The sequence below is a fragment of the Ornithinimicrobium cerasi genome, from assembly GCF_003702705.1.
GTDB classification, from domain to species: domain Bacteria; phylum Actinomycetota; class Actinomycetes; order Actinomycetales; family Dermatophilaceae; genus Ornithinicoccus; species Ornithinicoccus cerasi.
This window is the reverse complement of the sequence record NZ_QZMN01000012.1, coordinates 127,054-145,683: the sequence shown is the minus strand read 5'-3', so window position 1 is coordinate 145,683 and position 18,630 is coordinate 127,054. Positions and strand designations below refer to the sequence as shown.

The window sequence follows — 18,630 nt, the reverse complement described above, 5'->3', positions numbered from 1 at the left end:
CTCCAACGCCTCCTCACCAACCCCACCCAGGAGGCCATGGCCGCGACGGGTTGACACAGGGCTTCTCATCGGTGCTGCTCCGTCCAGTGCCGGCGCAGCTCACGGAGCCCGCGCAGCTGGGTGACCCGCACGGCGACCACGCTCATCCCCAGCGCGTCGGCCGTCTCCTGGGTGGACAGACCGACGGCGACCCGCAGCACCAGCACCTCGCGCTGGCGGGGGGTCAGCGCCTCGAGCATGGACCAGGCCCGGGCCGCCTCGTCCCGCGCGACCACGTGGTGCTCCGGCCCGTCGACCTCGCCGTCGAACACCAGGGACACGACGTGATCCGCGGCCACCGGTCCGCGGGCGTGCGCCCGCTGCGCGTCCGCGACCTTGCGCGCCGCGATCCGGTAGACGTAGGCCTCGAACGGCACCCCGCGCTCCTCGTAGCGCGGGAGGGCCGACAGGACCGCGATGCAGACCTCCTGGGCCACGTCGTCGCTGAGCTGGGCCGCGGAGGGGTAGGTGCCCAGCCGCGCCCTGGCGTAGCGGTGTGCCAGCCGGTGGACGGTGCCCAGCAGCTCGCCGGACGCGTCGGCGTCCCCCCGACGCGCGTCGGCGACGAGGGCGCTGAGGCCCTCCGACTCCCGGACGTCCGTGCGCACCTCACCGTGCGGCAACGACATCGGCCTCGCAACCTTCCTCGGTCACCCTGCCCCCATCAGGCAGCCTGCCGCCCCAGGATGCCACATCGGCACCGGCCGCACACCCCTCGTCGGGGGTTGTGCCCCGCCGCCCCGGCCCTGCGACTACAGTGGGCTCGCCGTCGAGAGGAGATCGCCGAAGTGGCCGAGACCGCACACCAACCGGGGCCGGTCGCCGATCTGTGGGAATGGCAGTACCAGGGGGCCTGCCGGACGGCGAGCCCCGAGGTGTTCTTCCATCCCGAGGGCGAGCGAGGACCTGCGCGACGACGTCGCGACGAGCGCGCCAAGGAGGTCTGTGCGACCTGCCCGGTGCTGGAGCCCTGCCGTGAGCAGGCGCTGTCCGCGCGCGAGCCCTACGGCGTCTGGGGCGGCATGACCGAGGACGAGCGTCAGGCCTACCACGACGCCGTCGAGGCAGGCCGTCCCCCCGTGCTGCCCGACCTGTCCGGTCCTTCCGAGGGCGCCGGGTCGACGCCGGGAGCGCCCGTGACCGAGGCCTCCTGACCTTAGGCCCCCCGCACGAGCGCGGCCCCCGTCCCGGAGCTCCGGGACGGGGGCCGCACCATGCGGTCGGGCGTGAGCCCGGCCGAGGGTCGTGCGTCAGTGCGAGTGGCCGTGGCCGTGCTCGTCCTCATCCTCCGGCTTCTCCACCACGAGGGTGTCGGTGGTCAGGACCATCGCGGCGATGGACGCCGCGTTGCGCAGCGCCGAACGGGTCACCTTGACCGGGTCGATGACGCCCGCGGCGAAGAGGTCGCCGTAGTCACCGGTCGCGGCGTTGAGGCCCTGCCCCACCGGCAGCTCCGCGACCTTGGCGGTCGCGACGTAGCCCTGGAACCCGGCGTTCTCGGCGATCCACCGCAGCGGCTCGACGACCGCCCGCCGGACCACCTGGGCACCCACGGCCTCGTCGCCCGACAGGTCGAGGTCGTCGACCGCGGACGCGGCGTGCACGAGGGCGGAGCCGCCACCGGCGACGATGCCCTCCTCGATGGCGGCGCGGGTCGCCGAGACGGCGTCCTCGATCCGGTGCTTCTTCTCCTTCAGCTCCACCTCGGTGTGCGCGCCGACCTTGATGACGCACACGCCGCCGGCGAGCTTGGCGATCCGCTCCTGGAGCTTCTCGCGGTCCCAGTCGCTGTCCGAGGCGGCAGCCTCGGCCTGGAGCTGGGACACCCGGTCGGTGACGGCCTGAGCGTCGCCACCGCCCTCGACGATCGTCGTGGAGTCCTTCGTGGTCACCACGCGGCGGGCGGTCCCGAGGACCTCGAGCCCGACCTGGTCCAGCTTGAGGCCGACCTCCTCGGCCACCACCTCGGCGCCGGTGAGCACAGCCATGTCCTGGAGCATGGCCTTGCGGCGGTCGCCGAAGCCGGGTGCCTTGACCGCGACCGCGTTGAACGTGCCGCGGATCTTGTTGACGACGAGCGTGGACAGCGCCTCGCCCTCCACGTCCTCGGCGACGACGAGCAGCGGCTTGCTTGCACCGACGACCTTCTCCAGCAGCGGCAGCAGGTCCGCGACGGAGGAGATCTTGCCCTGGTGCAGCAGCACGAGGGCGTCCTCCAGGACACCCTCCATGCGCTCGGTGTCGGTGACGAAGTAGGGCGAGAGGTAGCCCTTGTCGAACTGCATACCCTCGGTGAACTCCAGCTCCATGGCGGTGGTGGAGGACTCCTCGACGGTGATGACGCCGTCCTTGCCGACCTTGTCGAACGCGTCCGCGATCAGCTCGCCGATCTCGGGGTCCTGGGCGGAGAGGCTGGCGACCTGGGCGATCTCCTCACGGCCGTCGAGCTCCCGCGCGTTCTCGAGCAGGCGGTCGTTGATGGCCGAGACGGCGGCGTCGATGCCCCGCTTGAGCCCGGAGGGGGCCGCGCCCGCGGCCACGTTGCGCAGGCCCTCCTTCACGAGGGCCTGGGCCAGCACCGTCGCCGTGGTGGTACCGTCGCCGGCGACGTCGTTGGTCTTGGTGGCGACCTCCTTGGCCAGCTGGGCCCCGAGGTTCTCGTAGGGGTCCTCCAGCTCGACCTCACGGGCGATCGTCACGCCGTCGTTGGTGATCGTCGGCGCGCCCCACTTCTTGTCGAGGACGACGTTGCGGCCCTTCGGGCCGAGGGTCACCTTGACGGTATTGGCGAGGGCGTCGACACCCCGCTCGAGGCTCTTGCGAGCCTGGTCGTTGAACTGCAGCTGCTTCGCCATGGGCGATCAGCTCCTTTCGTGGTTCGTGCAGGGACGGGCACGCCCCGGGCGACCGGGCCGCTCGGGCCGGCGCCCGGGGCGCGAGTGGATCAGGCTTGTCAGCCGACGATCGCGAGGACGTCGCGCGCCGAGAGGATCAGGTACTCGGTGCCGCTGTGCTTGACCTCGGTGCCGCCGTACTTGCTGTAGATGACGCGGTCGCCGACCTGGACGTCCATGGGGACGCGCTCGTCGCCGTCCTCGTTCCAGCGGCCGGGACCCACGGCGAGGACCTCGCCCTCCTGGGGCTTCTCCTTCGCGGTGTCCGGGATGACGAGGCCGGACGCGGTGGTCTGCTCGGCCTCGACGGCCTTGACGACGATGCGGTCCTCGAGCGGCTTGATGGAAACCGACACGGTTACCCTTCCCTTTCGTAGTGCCGGGCGGCGTGGCCGCCCCGGCTGGGTTGCTGTCGTGGTGCTGCGTGCCACTCCCGTGCGGCGGCGGCCGCCGTCGCGGGGGTCGACCGGTGCCGCTGGCACTTGCGTGCCGAGAGTGCTAAGACGAATCTAGGCAATCGGTTAGCACTCGGTCAAGCCGAGTGCTAGAACGGGGGTCACAGCATCCAGTGGAGGGGTTGCAGCACACGCTCGACGACGCCGTAGTACCAGGGCCGCTCCTCCCACTCCTCGGACGTGAGCTCCCGGCAGCGCTCGAGGTCGCGACGGAAGATCTCCTCCAGGTCACCCGCGAGATCGGCGTCCAGCACCTCGAGGTTGATCTCGTAGTTGCCGCGCAGCGAGAGGCGGTCGATGTTGGCGGTGCCGACGGTGCTCCACCGCCCGTCCACGGTCGCGGTCTTGGCGTGCACCATCACGTCCTGGTAGAGGAAGATGCGCACCCCGCCCCGCAACAGCTCGCTCCAGTAGTAGCGCGCCACCACGTCGGCGAGGATGTGGTTGGAGTGCTCGGGCATCAGGACGCGCACGTCCACCCCGCGCGCCGAGGCCTTCAGCAGCGCCTCCAGGATCTCGCGGTCGGGGATGAAGTAGCCCTGGGTGATCCAGACCCTCTCGGTGGCCCGGTCCAGGGCCTCCAGGTAGAGCGCCCGCACCGGGTAGATCAGCCGGCTCGGCTCGTTGCGGGCGGCACGGACGGGAGAGTCCCAGCGGTGCGAGCCGGAGTCCGGCAGCTCGGGCTTCCCCGCGCGCCGGTGCCGGTTCCAGAAGTCCACGAAGGCGTTCTGCAGCTCCCAGACACCGGGCCCCTCCAGCCGCACGTGGGTGTCACGCCACGTGGTCGCGTACAGCGACCCGATGTTGTACCCGCCGACGAAGCCCACCCGGCCGTCGACCACGAGGATCTTGCGGTGGTCCCGGCCGCTGCGGCGCAGGTCGACGATCGGCAGCCCCGAGCGGACCACCGGGAAGTGCATGACGTGCACGGTGTCCGGGAAGTCCTTGAACGAGCGCGGCACGACGAGGTTGGCGAAGCCGTCGAAGACGAGGCAGACGAGCACGCCCCGGTCGGCGGCCCGCACGACCGCGTCCTTGAAGGCCTGTCCGACCTCGTCACCCTTCCAGATGTAGGAGGCCAGGTAGACGTAGTCCCGCGCACCGTCGACTGCGGCGAGCATGTCGTCGTAGAGGTCCTGGCCGTAGGTGTAGGTCGTGACCGTGTCCTCCCCGACCTGCGAGCTCAGGGGCGGGTCCTCGGGCGCCGCGCCCGGCACGCTGCGCCGCTTGCGCAGGAGGTCGGCCGCGACCACCCCCGCGGCCACGGTGAGCTGGACGCCGAGACCGGCCACCGCCCCCCTCACCGCCACCCCGCGGGCACGACGCAGCACACGGCGGGACTCGCGGGACAGCACGTGGCGCATGACCCTCAATCTACCCAGCGACAATGGGCGGGTGAGCGCCACCGACGGGACCCTCCCCCACCGGCCCGCGGGTGACCCCCCTACCCCCGCCGCTCTGATGGCCGAGCTGGCCTCCCCCGCCGGCCGGGCGCTGCTCGCCCGGCTCCCACGGTATGACGAGGGTCAGGTCCTCGCGGTGACCTCCCGGCTGCGGGGCGAGGGGGTGCCTGCTGACCTGGTCTCCGCTGCCCTGACCCAGTCCCGGCTGCGGTCCCGGGCACTCCCTCGCCTCGGGGAGATCGCCACCGACCTGCTCCTGACCGCGGACGGGCTGGAGCAGGCCACCAGGACCGTGGTGGCCGCGCGCCACGCGGAGCGGTTCCGCGCCGCCGGCGTGGACCACGTCCGGGACCTGGGGTGCGGCCTCGGGCTGGACGCCCTGGCGATGGCGCGCGCGGGGCTGGCCGTCACCGCGGTCGAGCGGGACGCGGAGGTGGCCGTCGCCGCGCGGGCCAACCTGGCGCCATACCCGCGCGCGCGGGTGGTGACCGGTGACGCGGGCGACGTCGAGGTCGGGCCGGAGGACGGCGTGTGGCTCGACCCTGCCCGGCGGGTGAGCGGCCTCGCGGACGTGCAGGGACGCACCCGGCGGCTGTTCCGGCTCGCGGACCTGTCCCCGGGCTGGGACCAGGTGCTGACCGTGGCGGCCCGCGCCAGGACCACCGGCGTCAAGCTCTCCCCCGGTTTCGCGGCCCGTGACCTGCCCGCCGGGGCCGAGGCGGAGTGGGTGTCCGTGGACGGGGACGTGGTCGAGTGCGCCGTGTGGTGGGGGACGGCCGTGCGTCGGCCCGGGATCAGCGCCGTCGTCGGGGGGCGGCACGGCTGGGTCGTCGTCGAGCCGGTCGAGGGTGCCCCCGCCCCGCTCTCCCCCGGTGAGCAGACCGGGCCGTGGCTGGCCGAGCCGGACCGCGCCGTGCTCTCCGCGGGACTGTGCGGCTCCCTGGCGGCGGCCGTGTCAGGACACGAGCTGGACGAGGGTGTCGGCTACGTGACCGCGGACCGGCCGGTCGACCTGCCCTGGGCGCGGTGGTACGAGGTGGAGGAGGTGCTGCCGCTGCACGCCAGGACCGTGCGGGCCTGGCTCCGGGGCCGCGGGGCCGGGCGCGTCACCATCAAGAAGCGCGGGGTTCCCACGGACCCGGACCAGTTCCGCCGCGAGCTGCGGCTGGGCCGGGCGGGCTCCTCGGAGGAGGTCGTCCTGGTCCTCACCCGCGTCGCCGGCACCCCCTCCGCCCTGGTCGTCCGTCCGCAGACCGCGGTCAGGCCCTGATCTGCTCCACCGGCTGGCTCGAGTCGGCCGGCAGGTCGAGGCGCGAGGCCTCGCGTCCCCGCAGGACCATCTCCGCGCCGAGCGCGGCGACCATCGCGCCGTTGTCGGTGCACAGCCCGGGACGGGGGACGCGCAGCCGGATCCCGTGCGCGTCGCACCTCTCCTGCGCGAGCGCCCGCAACCGGCTGTTGGCCGCGACGCCGCCACCGATGAGCAGGTCGTCCACCCCGTGCTCCCGGCAGGCCAGCACCGCCTTGCGGGTGAGGACGTCGGCGACGGCCTCCTGGAAGCTGGCTGCGACGTCGGCGACAGGCACTGCCTCGCCGGCCGCCTCGCGTGCCTGCACCCACCGGGCCACCGCGGTCTTCAGGCCGGAGAAGGAGTAGTCGAAGCGGTGCCGTTGCACGTCGCGGCCCGAGGTGAGCCCCCGGGGGAAGTCGATGGCCACCCGGTCCCCCTCCCGGGCGACCCGGTCGATGTGGGGCCCGCCGGGGAAGGGCAGCCCGAGCAGACGGGCCACCTTGTCGAAGGCCTCCCCCGCGGCGTCGTCGATGGTCGAGCCCAGGGAACGGATGTCGGAGGTGACGTCCGGCACGAGCAGGAGGTTGGAGTGCCCACCGCTGACGAGCAGCCCCATGGTCGGCTCGGGGAGCGGCCCGTGCTCGACGATGTCCACGGCGACGTGGGCGGCGAGGTGGTTCACCCCGTAGATCGGCACCCCGAGACCCACCGCGAGCGCCTTGGCGGCAGCCACCCCCACGAGCAGGGCACCCGCGAGCCCAGGCCCCGAGGTGACGGCCACGGCGTCGAGGTCCTGCAGCCGCACCCCGGCCTGACGGCACGCCCGCTCGACGGTGGGGACCATGGCCTCGAGGTGGGCGCGGCTGGCGACCTCGGGCACGACGCCGCCGAACCTGGCGTGCTCGTCGACACTGCTGGCGACGGCGTCCACGAGCAGCGTCTGCCCGCGCACGATCCCGACCCCGGTCTCGTCGCAGCTGGTCTCGATGCCCAGGACGAGCGGTTGGTTCACGGCAGCTCCTTGCGCAGGACGAGGGCGTCCACGGAGGGGGTCCCGTTCGCGGAGCGGTAGTAGCCGGGGCGGGCGCGCAGCACCCGGTAGCCGTGCGCGGCGTACAGGCTGCGAGCCGGGCCGTTGTCGGCCCGGACCTCGAGCATCACCGCCGCGGCGCCCCCTGCACCGGCCCGGGTATGCAGCTCCTCCAGCAGGCGAGCCCCCAGCCCGCTCCCGCGACGCGCGGGGTCGACCGCGATGGTCATCACGTCGGCGAGGTCACCCGAGAGGTCCAGCCCGGCGTAGCCCGCCAGCTCACCCACGTCGTCGACGGCGACGACGTAGCTGCGCCGCGGTCGGCCGGCCAGCTCGGCCCAGAAGGTCGCCGGGGACCACGGGTCCACGGGGAAGCAGCGCGACTCCAGCTCTGCCATCCCCGCGAGGTCGCGCCACGCGGCGTCGCGCAGCCTCATCGGGGTGGCCCCCCCGGCAGGCTCGCCACCGCGTCAGGACGACGGAGGTAGAGCGGTTCGGGGGCCAGCAGCCCCCGGCCGTCGCGATCGGCGTCCGGGTGGCGTCCCTCCCTGAGGGCCACGGCCAGCTCGGCGAGGGTCCCGGGGTCGACGTCCCGCGGGCCGCCGTCGAGCGGTCGGGTCAGCGACGCGGCATACAGCTCGACACCGCGCCCCACCGCCGGCAGGTCCCGGACCTCCGACGGCAGGTCGGCGGCCCGGGCCACCGCCGGGCCGTCCACGCGCACGGCCCCGTCCGGGGTCACCTCGTAGGTGGCCCAGTAGACCTCCTTGCGACGGGCGTCGGTGGCCACCAGGAGGGGGCCGAGGTGCCTGCCGACGGTCCCGTGCGCCATGGCGTCGAGGGAGCAGACACCTTCGGGCACGGGAAGGTCGAGGGCGTGCGCCAGGACGAGCGCGGTCACCACGCCGACGCGCAGACCGGTGAACGGCCCCGGACCCACGCCGCAGACGACGGCGGTGAGCGCGGCCCGGTGGGTGCCGGCCTCCTCCAGCGCCTGCTGCACGGCGGGGGCGAGGAGCTCGCCGTGCCGCCGACCGTCCTCGAAGGTCACCCGGGACCGGACCGCGCTCCCGTCGTGCACGGCGGCACCGATGAGGGACGTGGCGGTGTCGATCGCGAGCAGCACGCGCCCAGGTTACGTGGGGGCCGGGCGGTCGGAGGCCAGCTCCCGCAGGAAGGCCGCCTCGGCGGCCGAGACCGTGCCGCGCCGATCCAGGTGACGCACCAGCGCCCCGACCACGAGCGGGTCGTAGTCGTGAGGGGTGCTGCGCAGGATGCGCTCGAGCGCGCCCTGGTGCTCCAGGCTGGCGGTGAGGTCGTCGTAGGCCGAGACCACGCGCACCACGCGCGAGGCCAGGGCGACGTCACCGCGGGCGACGGCCCGGTGGTGGGGGATACCGACGTCGGCGACGACGGGGGCCAGCCGGGACAGGTCCGCCGTCCGGGCCAGGATGGCGGCACCGGTGGCAGCGACCCTGCGCTGGTCGAGGGCGGAGATCTCGGTGGTGGCCCCGCCGGGGATCGGCCGGCTCAGCCCCACCTGCCCGACGTCGTGCAGGAGGGCGGCGGTCTCCACGTCCAGCAGGTCGGCGTCCTCCACCCCCGCCTCCCGGGCCACGGGTACGGCGAGCCGGGCGACCCGGGCGGCGTGACCCGGTGCGGTCAGCCCCGCCTGGTCGGTGAGCCGGGCGAGGGCGAACATCGTCTGCCGCTGGGCAGCCCGGATCTGCCGTTGGCGGGTGACGGCCGGCAGCAGCACCGTCATCGGCACGAGGAAGAGGAGGAAGGAGACGGGACCGAGCACGTGCACGGCGAGCGCGGTGACGACCCCGGTGGTGGCGGTCGCCAGGGCGAGCAGCCCGTGCCGTCGGAGGTCGGTGAGCACCAGCGATCGCAGCGGGGCGTGCTCCTCGGATACCCGGGCCAGCGTCCCCACGACGACCGGGGCGGCGACGGCGGCGAGCGCGACCACGAGGAGGAAGCAGGCCACGAGACCTCGCTGCGCGCCCGGGTCACCGGTCGCGTGCTCGTGCAGGGTGAGCCCGGTCGGCAGTGGGAGCCGGGTGAAGAACCCGACCACCCCCACCGTCAGCACGGACCGCAGCAGGTCCCCCGGCAGGCTGCGCCAGTGCCGTCGTCCCACCCCGACCGCGAGGGTCGCCACGACGGCCAGGAGCATCGGACCGAGCGCCCCCGCGAACGGGCCGAGCACCCCCAGGGGCGGGCCGACGGGACCTTCGGGCCAGTCCCAGGCCAGGGTGACGGCGATGGCGGTCGCCTGGGCAAGCGGGGCGTCACGCACGAGTCCGGGCGAGGCCACCCTCCAGACCTCGCCGAGCACCAGCGCGAGGAAGGCGACGACCGCGACCTCGGGGTCGTCGATCACGAGGGCCAGGCCGCCGTCTCGGGCTGCCACTCCGCGAAGGCGTCGCTGGCCCGGGGGTGGTCGTGGTCGGGCAGGGCCGGGGTCGGTCCGTGCGCCGAGCCGGTCGGGGCGACCGGCAGGGTGGCCCCCCGGCGCACCGGCTGCGTCACCCGCTGCAGGACCGCCGCCAGCGCCTCGACCACGTCCGGGTCGAGGTGCGTGCCGGCCCGCTGCCGGAGCAGGCCGAGCGCCTCCTCCGCCCCGACCACCACGTCTCCGTCGGTGGTGAGGGCGTCGTAGGCGTCGGCGACGGCGATCACGCGCGCGGCGAGCGGGATGTTCTCGTGGCTCAGCCCCGCGGGGTAGCCCCGGCCGTCCCAGCGCTCGTGGTGGTGGGCGATGGCCGGCAGCGCCTCGTCGAGGAAGTCCAGGCCGGAGAGCACCCGCACCCCGGACTCGGGGTGCACGCTGAGCGCACTGAGGTAGGCCACCTCGTCCGGGGCCGCGTCCTCCGACAGCTGCGACCGGGTGGTCACCAGGCCGATGTCGTGCAGGAGCGCCGCGTAGCGCAGGTCCTGGGCGGCCCGGCCGCCGATGCCCAGCTGCGGCGCCATCAGGTCGGCGAGATCGGCGACGCGGGCGCTGTGCCCCACCGAGGCCGGGTCCGCCTGCTCCAGGGCCGCGACAAAGGTGGCCACGGTCTCCTCGTGCTCACGGCGGGCCAGCGCCTCACGGCCGATGGACCAGTGGGCGGCCAGCAGGGGGCCGAGGACGAACAGCGCGCTCAGCGGCCCCAGCCCGGCCGGGCCCCACAGCACGGCGAAGAGGAAGGCGATGATGACGTGCCCGAGGTAGGCCAGGCCCAGGCTGCGCAGCGCCTGCCAGGCCGTATCGACGATGAGCGTCCCCCGGACGAGCGAGGACATGACCGCGTAGAGGAGCACGTTGACCAGGGTCATCACGGCGTAGGCGACGAGGAGCGGCAGGCCGACCCGGGGGATCAGCTCGCCGGGGGTCGCGGCGACGGCATCGATGCGCGCCCCGCCGAGGAGGAGGTAGACGACGGCCCCCACCGCTCCCACCAGCGCGGTCATGACCGCGTTGAACGCCCTGGTCCGCAGGCTCTGCCGCCTGGTGTCGCAGGCGTACGACACGAAACCGACGATGACCGCACCTACCCCCGCCAACGGCAGGGCGGCGGCAAGCACCACGGTCGCCAGGGAGATGCCTAGGTGTGGACCCAGGTCGCGCTCCCTCAGGACGACACCCACCGCGCCGAGCACGACGAGGATCACCAGCACCGACGGCGCGATCGGCCCGTCGCCGCCCGGGAGTGTCCAGGCGACCCAGGTCAGTCCGACGCCCAGGGCGGCCAACGTGAGGACATAGAGCCAGACATGCACCGACGCGGGGCCAGCACCGGTTCGGTGCTGACCCCGCGTCGGACGGGTGAGCTGCGTCAGTCCTCCCAGGAGAAGATCCGGAGGATGTCGATCATCGTGGCCAAGGTGTTCGCGCTCAGGAGATCGGTCAGGAACTGGATCACGGGGGTCCTTTCAACGCTGGGTCCCGGGACGGGGCCGGGGCGACCAGCCACAGGGAGACTGGTCTTGTGGGCAAATGTCGCACACCGGCTCACCGGGGGGCCAGTCCAACCCCCATCTCTTGAACAACTCTTTACCAAAAGTGTGAGGTACGCCACTTCGAGGCCGGGCAGGCTGCACCGGGTGTGCGAGAATGGATGGTCGTGCAGCCTGATGCCCCCGGCCGCACCCCCCCACGACCCCGAGGAGGAACCATGAGCAAGCGAGCACGCAAGCGCCGCGACCGGAAGAAGAAGGGCGCCAACCACGGGCGTAAGCCCAACGCCTGACCCCGGATCGCGCGGACGACGAAGGCCGGCCCCCTCGGCGGGGGCCGGCCTACGTGTTCCCGCTCCGGGTCAGCCTCGGTGCTGACGCTGCTCGACGTAGGTCACGGTCGTCGTGATGCGGGTGAGGATCTGGGAGCGCAGGGCTGGCGGAGCCTCCTCGCACGCGCAGGCCCGCCGCACGAGCGCCTTGATGAGCAGGTCGCGCTCGTACTCCGCGAGGCAGGACCCGCACTCGTCGAGGTGTTCCTGGATGCGGTCACGGTCCAGGGGCCCCGTCTCGTTGTCGACGAACTCGAACAGGCGCAGGACGACGTCCGCGCAGTCGGCGGCGCGGTCCTGGGTGGGCGGCTGGTTCATGACCGGGCCTCCTGGGCAGGGATGACGCCGCGTCCGACGGCGTAGTCGGTGAGCAGCTCGCGCAGCTGCTTGCGCCCGCGGTGCAGACGGGACATGACGGTGCCGATCGGCGTGTCCATGATCTCGGCGATCTCCTTGTAGGAGAACCCCTCGACGTCGGCGAGGTAGACGGCCATCCGGAAGTCCTCCCCGATCGAGGCCAGCGCCTCCTTCACGTCACTGTCCGGGAGGTGGTCCAAAGCTTCGGTCTCGGCCGAGCGCAGACCCTTGGAGTGGTGCGAGGCTGCCCGCGCGAGCTGGTAGTCCTCGACCTCCGCGGCGTCCGACTCCAACGGCTGCCGCTGCTTCTTGCGGTAGCTGTTGATGTAGCTGTTGGTGAGGATGCGGTACATCCACGCCTTGAGGTTGGTGCCGGGGCGGTACTGGTGGAACGCGGCGAAGGCCTTGGCGTAGGTCTCCTGGACCAGGTCCTCCGCGTCCGTGGGGTTGCGGGTCGTGCGCAGGGCCGCGCTGTACATCTGGTCCAGCAGCGGCATCGCCTCCCGCTCGAAGCGGGCGGCACGGGCCTCGGTCGTCTCGGTGGCCACGTCGACCGTGGCGTCGGCCTCGGCGAGCGCACCGGTCTCGAGGTCCTCGAGGGGGGTCTGGTCGGTATCCATCACCGACCAGCCTAGGTGCGGGGCGACCAGAGCGCTTGCTCCGGCCCGCTCCCCGGGGGTCACAGCGGTGCTCAGCACGCGCTCCTCCTGGCAGGTTGGGGTCGACCCGGACAACGCCGCCGGAGCGGCGACTCATTCCCGCGCGCCCACCAGTGGGACGATGGCCGGGTGACCGCTCCTCCCCGTCCCGGCCCGCGCACGCTCCGCCCGCTCACGCAGCCCGCGCGCCTGCAGAACGTCCTGTACGAGATCAGGGGCCCCGTCGCAGCCAGGGCGGCCCAGCTCGAGTCCGAGGGACACCGGATCCTCAAGCTCAACATCGGCAACCCGGCACCCTTCGGCTTCGAGGCCCCGGACACGATCCTGCAGGACATGATCGCGGCCCTGCCCTACGCGCAGGGCTACTCGGAGTCGAGGGGCATCCTCAGCGCGCGCCGCTCGATCGTGTCCCGCTACGAGGAGGTGCCCGGCTTCCCTCACCTGGACGTCGACCGGGTCTACCTCGGCAACGGGGTCAGCGAGCTCATCATGATGGTGCTCCAGGCGCTGCTCGACCCCGGTGACGAGGTCCTCATCCCGGCCCCCGACTACCCGCTCTGGACGGCCGCCACGAGCCTGGCCGGCGGCACCCCGGTGCACTACCTCTGCGACGAGGCCGACGACTGGAACCCCTCCGTGGAGGACATCCGCGCCAAGGTCACCCCCCGCACCAAGGCCATCGTCATCATCAACCCGAACAACCCGACCGGGGCCGTCTACTCGCGCGAGGTCCTCGCGGAGATCGCCGAGGTCGCGCGCGAGAACTCGCTGCTCGTCCTGGCCGACGAGATCTACGACCGGATCCTCTACGACGGCGCCTCCCACACCTCGGTCGCCTCGCTGGCTCCGGACCTGCTCTGCCTCACCTTCAACGGCCTGTCGAAGACCTACCGGGTGGCCGGCTACCGGGCCGGCTGGGTCGCCATCACCGGCCCCACGGCCCACGCCTCCGGATTCCTGCAGGGGATCGAGCTCCTGGCCTCGACCAGGCTGTGCCCCAACGTGCCGGCGCAGCACGCGATCCAGGTCGCCGTGTCCGGCCATCAGAGCATCGAGGAGCTCACCCGGCCGGGGGGTCGCCTCGCGGAGCAGCGCGACGTGGCGTGGTCGATGCTCGAGGCCATGGACGGGGTCAGCTGCGTCCGACCCCGGGGAGCGCTCTACGTCTTCCCCCGGCTGGACCCCGAGGTGCACGAGATCCACGACGACGAGCGGCTGTGCTACGACCTCCTCGAGCAGGAGAAGATCCTCGTCGTCCACGGCACCGGCTTCAACTGGCCACGTCCCGACCACCTGCGCATCGTCACCCTGCCGTGGGGCGCGGACCTGCGGGCGGCCCTGGACCGGATGGGCAACTTCCTCGCGAGCTACCGGCAGTGACCGGCTGATGTGCGGCAGGTACGCAGCCACGGCCGACCCGGACGATCTCATGGAGGCCTACGAGGTCGTCCTCGACGCGACCGCCGAGCGCTCCCGCAGCCTGCTGAAGAACCCGCAGCAGCCACCCCCGGGCCGCCCGGACCACAACGTGGCGCCGACCAAGCAGGCCCCCGTGGTGCTCACCCGGCCTCCCCGGGACGAGGCCGGGGCGGAGGCCGAGCCGGTACGGCAGCTGCGGCTGCTCACCTGGGGCCTGGTGCCGTCGTGGGCCAAGGACCCCTCCGTGGGGAACCGGATGGCCAACGCCCGGTCCGAGACCGTGCTGGACAAGCCCGCCTTCGCGCGGGCGGCCGCCCGTCGGCGGTGCCTCGTCCCGGTGACGGGCTGGTACGAGTGGCAGGCCTCCCCCGTCGCGGTCGACGCGCGGGGCCGGCCGCGCAAGCAGCCCTTCTTCATCAGCCGTGCCGACGGGGCGCCGCTGGCGCTGGCCGGGCTCTACGAGTTCTGGCGCGACCCGTCCTCCCCCGCCGAGGACCCGCTGTCGTGGGTGGTCTCCTTCACCATCCTGACCACCGCCGCCGAGCCCGGGCTGGACCGCATCCACGACCGGCAGCCGGTGGCGCTCGAACCCTGCGCCTGGGCGGACTGGCTGGACCCCGGGGCGACCGCGGAGGCCGACGTCCGGACCATGATCGAGGAGGCTGCTGTCCCCGGGCGGTTCCGCGCCTGGGCGGTCGGCACCGACGTCAACTCCTCCCGCAGCACCGGCGAGCACCTCCTCGACCCGGCGCCGCGCAGCGAGCTCGTCGGCGTCGTGGACCCGGACACCGGCGAGGTGATCGGGGTATGACGTCCACTCACCCGGCCGCGGCCGCGCCGCGGTCTCAGGTGGGCACCCGGGAGGGTCCGGCCGAGGTGCGCGTCCTGGGACCGGCACCGGCCACCACGCCGTCGGGCACCCTCCTGCTCGGGCACGGGGCCGGCGGGCACCGCGACGCGGCCGACGTCCTCGCCCTGACCGACCTGACCGACGACGGCTGGACCGTGGTGCTCGTGGACCAGCCCTGGCGGGTGGCCGGCCGCAAGGTCGCCACCCCGCCCGCTGCCCTGGACCGGGCTTTCGCCGACCTGGCCACCACCCTGGGGGACGAGGGCTGGCAGGCGAGCTCCGGCATACCCCTCCCGCGCCCGTGGGTCCTCGGCGGGCGCAGCGCCGGCGCCCGGGTCGCCTGCCGTTCCGCGGTCGACGGCCGGGGCCGGCCCCGCCCGGGGATCGCCGCCGTGATCTGCCTCGCCTTCCCGCTGCACCCGCCGGGTGCGCCGGACCGGAGCCGGGCGGAGGAGCTCCTCCGACCGGTCGCCGCGGGGCTGCCCACGCTCGTCGTGCAGGGCGACCGGGACCCGTTCGGCACGCCCGAAGAGGTGCGGCAGGCGGTGGGTGCCCCCGCTCCGGGGTGGTTCGTCCTGCACCAGGTGCGCGCCGCCCACTCCCCCGCCCGGGACACCGCCACCGTCCTGCTCCCCGTCCGGGACTTCCTCGCGGCGCTGGGGCGGGACCGGGACGCTAGCGTGGGCGGAGCACCACCCGACCGAGGAGGACCCTCCGGATGACCCCACCCTCCCCGTGGGCGGCGCCGTACCCGGGTGCTCCCGTGGACGCGGTCGTCCACGTCCCCGGCAGCAAGTCGCTGACCAACCGGTGGCTGGTCCTCGCCGCGCTCGCCGACGGGCCGTGCACGATCCGGCGACCCCTGCGGTCCCGGGACAGCGAGCGGATGGTCGACGCGCTGAGGGGGCTCGGGTGCCACGTCGACGACTCCTCGGACGAGGTCTGGTCGGTGGTCCCCGCCCCGGTGCTCACCGGCGGCGTCCGGCTGGACGCCGGGCAGGCCGGCACGGTGATGCGCTTCGTGCCGCCCCTGGCCGCGATGGCCGACGGCCCGGTCCTGCTGGACGGGCACGAGACGGCGCGGACCCGGCCGGTCGGTCCGGTGCTCGAGGCGCTGCGCTCGCTCGGGGTGCAGGTCGACGACGGCGGTCGCGGGACGATGCCGTTCACGGTCCACGGCCGGGGAGCCCTGGACGGAGGGGAGGTGACGATCGACGCCTCGGCCAGCTCGCAGTTCGTCTCGGCGCTGCTGCTGGCGGCGGCGCGGTTCCGCGACGGGCTCACCCTGCGGCACCGCGGCGTGGGCGTGCCCAGCGCCGCCCACCTCGACATGACCCTGCAGGTGCTGGAGGAGGTCGGTGTGCGCACCTCCCGGCCCGACGCCCGGACGTGGCGGGTGGAGCACGGGCCGGTCCGCGCCTTCGACCGCAGCGTCGAGCCGGACCTGTCCTCGGCCGCACCCTTCCTCGCGCTCGCGGCTGTCACGGGCGGCCGGGTCACGGTCCGCGGGTGGCCGCCCGGCACCACCCAGCCCGGGGCCTGGTTGCCCGGCGCGCTGGAGCGCATGGGTGCCCGGTGCCGGACGACCACCGAGGGTCTCGAGGTGCGGGGGCCGGAGCCAGGGACGCTGCACGGCGTCGACCACGACCTGTCCGACGTCGGGGAGCTCACGCCGGTGGTCGCGGCCCTCGCCGTGCTGGCCGACCGGCCGGGGCGCCTCAGCGGGATCGCCCACCTGCGCGGGCACGAGACCGACCGGCTCGACGCGCTCGTCACCGAGATCACCCGCCTCGGCGGCCGCGCCGAGGAGACGGAGGACGGGCTGGTGGTCGACCCGACGCCCCTGCACGGGGCCGAGCTGCAGACCTACCACGACCACCGCATGGCGATGTTCGCCGCCGTGGTCGGCGCGGCCGTGCCCGGGGTGAGGGTGGTCGACGTCGCCACCGCGGACAAGACGTTCCCGGGGTTCGACGTGGCGTGGGAGCGCGCCGCGGCCACGCGGCTCGAGCACCCGGGGCCGTCGCGGTGAGCGGCCGCTACGACCACCTCGACGAGTCGTCGGTGCGGGAACGGCCCTCCCGCAAGGGGTCCCGCCCCCGCACCAAGGACCGGCCCTCCCACGAGGACGCCGTCGTCGGCGTGGTGGTCGGGGTGGACCGGGGCCGCTTCACCACCCGGGTGGGGGACCGCGTCGTCGTCGCCATGCGGGCCCGGGAGCTGGGTCGCACGCGCATCGTCGTCGGCGACCGGGTCGCGATGGTCGGCGACACCTCGGGGGACACCGACTCCCTCTCCAGGGTCGTGCGCGTGGAGGACCGGCGGACCGTGCTGCGCCGCAGCGCCGACGACAGCGACCGCGTGGAGCGCGTCATCGTCGCCAACGCCGACCAGCTCGTCGTCGTCACGGCGCTGGCCGACCCCGAGCCGCGACCGCGGATGGTGGACCGCTGCCTGGTGGCCGCCTACGATGCCGGGCTGGACCCGCTCCTCGTGCTGACCAAGGCCGACCTCGCCCCCGCGGAGCCCTTCCTGGCCAACTACACCGCGCTGGACGTGCCCCACGTCGTGAGCCGGTCCGGTCCCGACGGCGCGCTCGACGCCGCCGGGGTCGAGGCGGTGCGCGAGCAGCTCACCGGACGCACCAGCGTCTTCGTCGGGCACTCTGGCGTGGGCAAGTCCACGCTGGTCAACGCCCTCGTGCCGCTGGCCGACCGCGCCATCGGCGCCGTCAACGCGGTGACCGGACGGGGACGGCATACCTCCACGTCCGCGGTGGCCCTGGAGCTGCCCGACGGCGGGTGGGTGGTGGACACCCCGGGCGTCCGCTCGTTCGGGCTGGGCCACGTCGACCCGGCGACCTTCATCCAGCACTTCGACGACCTCGCCCCCGGGACGGAGGGGTGCCCGCGGGGGTGCAGCCACGACGAGGCCGACTGCGCGCTCGACGCCTGGGTCACCGAGGGGCGTGCCGGCGACGCAGGACCCGCGCGTCTGGAGTCGCTGCGCCGGCTGCTGCGCAGCCGCACCGGCGACGAGCGACCCTGACCGGCCGCCGCGCGGCGACGCGGACCGGTGCGGGTCGGCGGCTACGGTGAGCGGATGGCCAGCTACGACGACGACCTCCGGCTCGCGCACGTGCTGGCCGACTCGATCGAGCGGACCGCCGTCGAGCTGTTCGCCTCCCCCGGCCTGGAGGTCAGCGTCGCCGACGACGGGTCGTTGACCACGCAGGCGGCGCAACGGCTGGAGGAGCTGCTGCGCCACCAGCTGCAGCGGACCCGCCCGCGCGACCGCGTCGAGGGCCGGATCCTCGGGGCGACCGGGCACGGCGACCGGCGCTGGGTCGTGGACGCCCTCGACGGCACCGCCAACTACGTGCGAGGCGTCCCCGTGTGGGGGACGCTCCTCTCGCTCGTCGTCGAGGACGAGCCGGTGCTCGGGCTCGTCGCCGCGCCCTCGCTCGCCCGGCGGTGGTGGGCCGGCCGGGGGTCGGGCGCCTGGACGGGCCGCACCCTCTCCCGCGCGAGCCAGGTCAGGGTGAGCCGGACCGCCGTCCTCGAGCACGCCTCCGTCTCCGCGGACGACGTCGCCTCCTGGCTCTTCGGCCCGCACGGTCAGGGCTTCGCCCAGCTGACCGACCGAACCTGGCGGACCCGCGCCTACGGTGACTTCTGGAGCCACGCGCTGGTGGCCGAGGGCGCCGTCGACGTGGGGCTGGGGGCCTACCTCGACACCTACCAGACGAGCACCCTCACCGCGCTGGTGCACGAGGCGGGCGGGCGGGTCAGCGACCCCTGGGGTGCCCCGGTCTCCGGTCGCGAGCCCACCGCGGGCTCCCCGGTGGTGGTGACCAACGGTGGTCTGCACGACGCCGTCCTCGCGGCGCTCTCCCCGGGCGAGGTGGCCGAGGGCTGACCGGCCGGTCCCTGGTCCGGCCGACACCGGGAGGCCGA

General features: G+C 74.0%; 21 protein-coding genes. 9 read left to right on the top strand and 12 right to left on the bottom strand.

Annotated features, from left to right (window positions below; translation table 11 throughout):
• Positions 1–65 precede the first annotated feature (65 nt).
• Positions 66–668, bottom strand: coding sequence for a sigma-70 family RNA polymerase sigma factor (locus D4B81_RS14350; protein ID WP_122263305.1), 603 nt, complete (start codon positions 666–668; stop codon positions 66–68).
• Between the two features lie 159 nt (positions 669–827).
• Here D4B81_RS14350 and D4B81_RS18930 point away from each other — a divergent pair, with 159 nt between their 5' ends.
• A complete protein-coding gene (locus D4B81_RS18930) occupies positions 828–1,193 on the top strand; it encodes a WhiB family transcriptional regulator (RefSeq protein ID WP_122263303.1) in 366 nt (121 codons plus the stop codon).
• Between the two features lie 96 nt (positions 1,194–1,289).
• On the opposite strand, the gene groL is transcribed toward D4B81_RS18930, so the two are convergent.
• From groL to D4B81_RS14330, 3 genes are all read right to left on the bottom strand, one after another.
• On the bottom strand, positions 1,290–2,894 hold the full coding sequence (gene groL, locus D4B81_RS14340; RefSeq protein WP_122263301.1) for a chaperonin GroEL: 1,605 nt from the start codon (positions 2,892–2,894) through the stop codon (positions 1,290–1,292).
• A 98-nt stretch (positions 2,895–2,992) separates the two neighbouring features.
• Positions 2,993–3,289: a co-chaperone GroES gene (groES, locus tag D4B81_RS14335; protein ID WP_097188055.1), complete on the bottom strand. Its 297-nt coding sequence runs from the start codon at positions 3,287–3,289 to the stop codon at positions 2,993–2,995.
• A 200-nt stretch (positions 3,290–3,489) separates the two neighbouring features.
• On the bottom strand, positions 3,490–4,752 hold the full coding sequence (locus D4B81_RS14330) for a phospholipase D-like domain-containing protein (RefSeq protein WP_122263299.1): 1,263 nt from the start codon (positions 4,750–4,752) through the stop codon (positions 3,490–3,492).
• 31 nt (positions 4,753–4,783) lie between these two features.
• Here D4B81_RS14330 and D4B81_RS14325 point away from each other — a divergent pair, with 31 nt between their 5' ends.
• Positions 4,784–6,061 (top strand): class I SAM-dependent methyltransferase, encoded by a 1,278-nt coding sequence (locus D4B81_RS14325; protein WP_237566014.1) that lies wholly within the window; start codon positions 4,784–4,786, stop codon positions 6,059–6,061.
• Here the strand turns inward: D4B81_RS14325 and tsaD are convergent.
• The 6 genes from tsaD to D4B81_RS18195 are packed head-to-tail and all read right to left on the bottom strand — an operon-like array spanning position 6,051 to position 11,074.
• Entirely contained in the window at positions 6,051–7,094 is a 1,044-nt protein-coding gene (gene tsaD, locus D4B81_RS14320; RefSeq protein WP_122263295.1) for a tRNA (adenosine(37)-N6)-threonylcarbamoyltransferase complex transferase subunit TsaD, read from the bottom strand. The genes D4B81_RS14325 and tsaD overlap by 11 nt on opposite strands.
• Positions 7,091–7,549, bottom strand: a complete 459-nt coding sequence (gene rimI / locus D4B81_RS14315; protein WP_122263293.1) for a ribosomal protein S18-alanine N-acetyltransferase — start codon at positions 7,547–7,549, stop codon at positions 7,091–7,093. Before rimI ends, tsaD begins: the two co-directional genes overlap by 4 nt.
• Positions 7,546–8,238 carry a tRNA (adenosine(37)-N6)-threonylcarbamoyltransferase complex dimerization subunit type 1 TsaB gene (tsaB, locus tag D4B81_RS14310; protein ID WP_122263291.1) on the bottom strand — a complete coding sequence of 231 codons (693 nt, stop codon included), beginning with the start codon at positions 8,236–8,238 and terminating at the stop codon, positions 7,546–7,548. The genes rimI and tsaB overlap by 4 nt, the downstream gene beginning before the upstream one ends.
• A gap of 9 nt (positions 8,239–8,247) precedes the next feature.
• Complete coding sequence (locus D4B81_RS14305) at positions 8,248–9,528, bottom strand: HD-GYP domain-containing protein (RefSeq protein WP_122263289.1); 1,281 nt, start codon at positions 9,526–9,528, stop codon at positions 8,248–8,250.
• Positions 9,495–10,880: an HD-GYP domain-containing protein gene (locus D4B81_RS14300; protein ID WP_122263287.1), complete on the bottom strand. Its 1,386-nt coding sequence runs from the start codon at positions 10,878–10,880 to the stop codon at positions 9,495–9,497. The genes D4B81_RS14305 and D4B81_RS14300 overlap by 34 nt, the downstream gene beginning before the upstream one ends.
• Before the next feature lie 56 nt (positions 10,881–10,936).
• On the bottom strand, positions 10,937–11,074 hold the full coding sequence (locus tag D4B81_RS18195; RefSeq protein ID WP_161965180.1) for a hypothetical protein: 138 nt from the start codon (positions 11,072–11,074) through the stop codon (positions 10,937–10,939).
• Between the two features lie 201 nt (positions 11,075–11,275).
• Here D4B81_RS18195 and D4B81_RS19330 point away from each other — a divergent pair, with 201 nt between their 5' ends.
• Positions 11,276–11,350, top strand: a complete 75-nt coding sequence (locus tag D4B81_RS19330) for a 50S ribosomal protein bL37 (RefSeq protein WP_369299113.1) — start codon at positions 11,276–11,278, stop codon at positions 11,348–11,350.
• Between the two features lie 69 nt (positions 11,351–11,419).
• Here D4B81_RS19330 and rsrA read toward each other — a convergent pair whose 3' ends face one another.
• Together rsrA and D4B81_RS14290 are read right to left on the bottom strand one after the other, a co-directional pair.
• Positions 11,420–11,707: a mycothiol system anti-sigma-R factor gene (gene rsrA, locus D4B81_RS14295; RefSeq protein ID WP_097188062.1), complete on the bottom strand. Its 288-nt coding sequence runs from the start codon at positions 11,705–11,707 to the stop codon at positions 11,420–11,422.
• Positions 11,704–12,366, bottom strand: coding sequence for a sigma-70 family RNA polymerase sigma factor (locus D4B81_RS14290; RefSeq protein ID WP_097188063.1), 663 nt, complete (start codon positions 12,364–12,366; stop codon positions 11,704–11,706). The genes rsrA and D4B81_RS14290 overlap by 4 nt, the downstream gene beginning before the upstream one ends.
• Positions 12,367–12,534: 168 nt before the next feature.
• On the opposite strand from D4B81_RS14290, the gene D4B81_RS14285 reads away from it, so the two are divergent.
• From D4B81_RS14285 to D4B81_RS14260, 6 genes are read left to right on the top strand one after another with little or no spacing between them, the layout of a single operon-like run.
• Positions 12,535–13,785 (top strand): pyridoxal phosphate-dependent aminotransferase, encoded by a 1,251-nt coding sequence (locus D4B81_RS14285; protein WP_122263285.1) that lies wholly within the window; start codon positions 12,535–12,537, stop codon positions 13,783–13,785.
• 7 nt (positions 13,786–13,792) lie between these two features.
• Positions 13,793–14,635: an SOS response-associated peptidase gene (locus tag D4B81_RS14280; protein WP_122263283.1), complete on the top strand. Its 843-nt coding sequence runs from the start codon at positions 13,793–13,795 to the stop codon at positions 14,633–14,635.
• Positions 14,632–15,396, top strand: a complete 765-nt coding sequence (locus D4B81_RS14275) for an alpha/beta hydrolase family protein (protein ID WP_122263281.1) — start codon at positions 14,632–14,634, stop codon at positions 15,394–15,396. Before D4B81_RS14280 ends, D4B81_RS14275 begins: the two co-directional genes overlap by 4 nt.
• The gene (gene aroA, locus D4B81_RS14270; protein ID WP_122263279.1) at positions 15,393–16,706 is read left to right on the top strand and encodes a 3-phosphoshikimate 1-carboxyvinyltransferase; all 1,314 of its coding nucleotides are present in this window, start codon (positions 15,393–15,395) and stop codon (positions 16,704–16,706) included. The genes D4B81_RS14275 and aroA overlap by 4 nt, the downstream gene beginning before the upstream one ends.
• The gene (gene rsgA / locus D4B81_RS14265) at positions 16,703–17,722 is read left to right on the top strand and encodes a ribosome small subunit-dependent GTPase A (RefSeq protein ID WP_202613703.1); all 1,020 of its coding nucleotides are present in this window, start codon (positions 16,703–16,705) and stop codon (positions 17,720–17,722) included. Before aroA ends, rsgA begins: the two co-directional genes overlap by 4 nt.
• A 54-nt stretch (positions 17,723–17,776) precedes the next feature.
• Positions 17,777–18,592 (top strand): inositol monophosphatase family protein, encoded by an 816-nt coding sequence (locus tag D4B81_RS14260; RefSeq protein WP_122263333.1) that lies wholly within the window; start codon positions 17,777–17,779, stop codon positions 18,590–18,592.
• Positions 18,593–18,630: the final 38 nt, after the last annotated feature.

Excerpts from the sequence above, each read along its gene's own strand:
- groL (WP_122263301.1), bottom strand. The coding sequence starts at position 2,894 with ATGGCGAAGCAGCTGCAGTTCAACGACCAGGCTCGCAAGAGCCTCGAG.
- D4B81_RS14330 (WP_122263299.1), bottom strand. The coding sequence starts at position 4,752 with ATGCGCCACGTGCTGTCCCGCGAGTCCCGCCGTGTGCTGCGTCGTGCC.
- rsrA (WP_097188062.1), bottom strand. The coding sequence starts at position 11,707 with ATGAACCAGCCGCCCACCCAGGACCGCGCCGCCGACTGCGCGGACGTC.
- D4B81_RS14350 (WP_122263305.1), bottom strand. The coding sequence starts at position 668 with ATGTCGTTGCCGCACGGTGAGGTGCGCACGGACGTCCGGGAGTCGGAG.
- D4B81_RS14260 (WP_122263333.1), top strand. The coding sequence starts at position 17,777 with ATGGCCAGCTACGACGACGACCTCCGGCTCGCGCACGTGCTGGCCGAC.
- D4B81_RS14275 (WP_122263281.1), top strand. The coding sequence starts at position 14,632 with ATGACGTCCACTCACCCGGCCGCGGCCGCGCCGCGGTCTCAGGTGGGC.
- rimI (WP_122263293.1), bottom strand. The coding sequence starts at position 7,549 with ATGAGGCTGCGCGACGCCGCGTGGCGCGACCTCGCGGGGATGGCAGAG.
- D4B81_RS14280 (WP_122263283.1), top strand. The coding sequence starts at position 13,793 with ATGTGCGGCAGGTACGCAGCCACGGCCGACCCGGACGATCTCATGGAG.
- aroA (WP_122263279.1), top strand. The coding sequence starts at position 15,393 with ATGACCCCACCCTCCCCGTGGGCGGCGCCGTACCCGGGTGCTCCCGTG.
- D4B81_RS14290 (WP_097188063.1), bottom strand. The coding sequence starts at position 12,366 with ATGGATACCGACCAGACCCCCCTCGAGGACCTCGAGACCGGTGCGCTC.